We start from the raw sequence: 2381 nt of genomic DNA on the forward strand, positions 1-2381 counted from the left end.
AGGTCGATCCGACAAGCTCCAGCCAATAACACGACGTGTATATAGGTCGAGGATGACTGCGAGATATACCCACCGACTTCCAGCCCAGATATACGTGATATCGCCACACCAAACCTGATTCGGGCGTGTCGTATTAAACTGTCGGTCCAAATGATTCGGAATGTCGGGACGTTCAACTGTGGCCTGCTTATAAGCATGAGGCCCAGGCTGCTTGCAGGTGAGCTGCAACTCTTTCATCAATTGACGGACCTTGTAACGACCAATTTGCACGCCATCCGTTTGGAGCATATCGGTAATCGTGCGACTTCCCGCGGAACTACGGCTTTTTTTGAAGGCCTCATTAACCCGAGCCTGGAGACTAAGGTGCTCAGGATCAATCTCTGATTTACGTTGCTTGTAGTTGTAGAAGCATGAACGCGTGATGCCAAAAACATGACAGACCAATTCTGTACTTTCCTGCCCACTTAACTGATCTATCAGCGCGTACGATTCATCTCGTCTGACATTAAGAGAGCGGTAGCCTTTTTTAAAATCGACTTTTCACGTTCCAGTCTATCGATTCGAGCCTCCAACTCTTGAATACGCTGTTGCTCGGGAGTCAGGGCCTTACTGGTTGGCGTTGTGCCCTGCCGCTCGTCTTTGAGCTGTATAACCCAGCGACGCAGTACATTGTCATTAACTCCCAATGAGCGAGACGCTTCGAGTACTGAGTAGCCTTGGTCGAGCACCAAACAGGCGGCTTCATGCTTATACTCAGGAGTAAATGATCGACGTTTTTTAGTCATTGAACACCTCTTCTTCGGCGGTACTTTACCACCTTAAATGGTGTCCAGGTTCATTGAACCACTACAGGTTGCACAGTTTGACCTTACCACCATCACCTTCGCATCCGTCATTATTAGTCTGATGATGCTGGCAAACGGTTCTATTGCGTTAAAGGGTAAACTTGAGGTTCTGGACCGTCAGGCGCTGAAATATTCCATTATAGGGCTGGTGCCTGCGTTGGTACTTGGGGTTTTCCTGCTGACCTATCTGAGCCGGGACTTTGCACGCATATTACAGGGCATTCTGGGTGGTGCGATCTTCCTCGGCGGGGTCTTTATTATGATGAAACCCGAGCCTTTGAAAGTGCGCAGCGGCAACTTAAGTTTCAGCGTGGCCGGTGCCACCGCAGGCGTGCTGGGTGGTTTATTCAGTATCGCGGGACCACCGCTGGTGTATCAGTACTACCGCCAACCCTTCAGCATCGACAACATCCGTTTATCCTTGCTCGCTATATTCCTGATGATGAACATCGGTCGGTTGATTGTGCTGGCCATTCAGGGAGAACTGACACTGGATATGCTTTGGATCGGCCTGCTCTGCGTACCCGCCGTATCCCTCGCAACGATTGCAGGTCGTCGCTTTCCACCGCCGTTCAGTGATAAAACCATGCGCCGACTCTCGTTCCTCTTGCTGGTGCTGATCGGTATCAGTCTGATGCTAACGGCGTAACTCACCTGCAAATCATTCATGCTGCCAGCAGTTTCTATTCAGACTGCTATCTTTGTTGGTGAGACTACCCAGTAAACGAGAGAGGCAAACATGAACACGTTTACGATTGAGTCCTGGTGCAGACCGGCGGGAGCTGAAAAGTCCACCCCAATGGGGCTGATTAGCTTTCGTGTTGGAGAAGATTATCGACTTCAGATGGAATCCATCGAAGATCGCTTAGCAGCAAACGATGATGAAACCCAAGCGGACATTAAGGTAAACCTATCAAGCCTTGAGCTGAAAACACCAGAAGACTGTGGCGCGCTGACGGATGCATCATTCCACGTATTTGTGCACAAGCATGAGCATCGGGGGCACTTCTTCCTAAAAGGTCACCGGGCCACTGATGACGCACTGATCTATTCCAATGCGGTGTTAGTTGATGAGTTAGGCTAACCCCAACCGATCGACCCTAAAAGACCTGATGGTTTTGATCGCAGCATCAATGACCGTTGGGTCTTTTCTATATGGATTCGGTGTCGACATAGACACATACTCTCTTCAAATCCTCTTTATCATCGCTATCAATCACCGCACCAGACAGGTTTACTTCCACGTTAAAGTCATCGTGACTGATTGCGGGTCAGCTACAACAGCCCATCGCAGTTCAGTCGTGAGTTCAAACGTTTCTTTGGCGATTCACCAAGGGATGTGCAAAGTTCGGCGAGATAAGAATCAAAGAAACTTCCGCAAGGTTTTCATGTTGGAGTGTTCAAAGCCCAGTTGTTGATAGAAACTTTGTGCTTTTAGATTATCTGAGTCCGTCAGCAAACTGATCCGCTTGATGCCTTGTTCTTCCAGCACTTTGAATACATGCCCGAGCAAACCTGAACCGACTTTATCGCCCC

At 49.1% G+C, this 2381-nt stretch carries 3 protein-coding genes and 1 pseudogene; 2 read left to right on the forward strand and 2 right to left on the reverse strand.

The features are described 5' to 3' along the window. Positions 1-785, reverse strand: a pseudogene (locus tag ABYW01_RS19540) (IS3 family transposase); the annotation flags it as partial. A gap of 37 nt (positions 786-822) precedes the next feature. Between ABYW01_RS19540 and ABYW01_RS19545 the strand changes: the two are divergent. Together ABYW01_RS19545 and ABYW01_RS19550 are read left to right on the forward strand one after the other, a co-directional pair. Beyond that, positions 823-1494 carry a TSUP family transporter gene (locus ABYW01_RS19545; protein WP_372836044.1) on the forward strand — a complete coding sequence of 224 codons (672 nt, stop codon included), beginning with the start codon at positions 823-825 and terminating at the stop codon, positions 1492-1494. Positions 1495-1584: 90 nt separating this feature from the next. Further along, complete coding sequence (locus ABYW01_RS19550) at positions 1585-1929, forward strand: hypothetical protein (protein WP_372836046.1); 345 nt, start codon at positions 1585-1587, stop codon at positions 1927-1929. 279 nt (positions 1930-2208) lie between these two features. On the opposite strand, the gene ABYW01_RS19555 is transcribed toward ABYW01_RS19550, so the two are convergent. Further along, a partial coding sequence (locus ABYW01_RS19555; RefSeq protein WP_372836048.1) for a GNAT family N-acetyltransferase occupies positions 2209-2381 on the reverse strand: 173 nt, incomplete at its 5' end.

The organism is Pontibacterium sp., assembly GCF_041587635.1.
In the GTDB taxonomy this organism is placed as follows: Bacteria; Pseudomonadota; Gammaproteobacteria; order Pseudomonadales; family Balneatricaceae; genus Pontibacterium.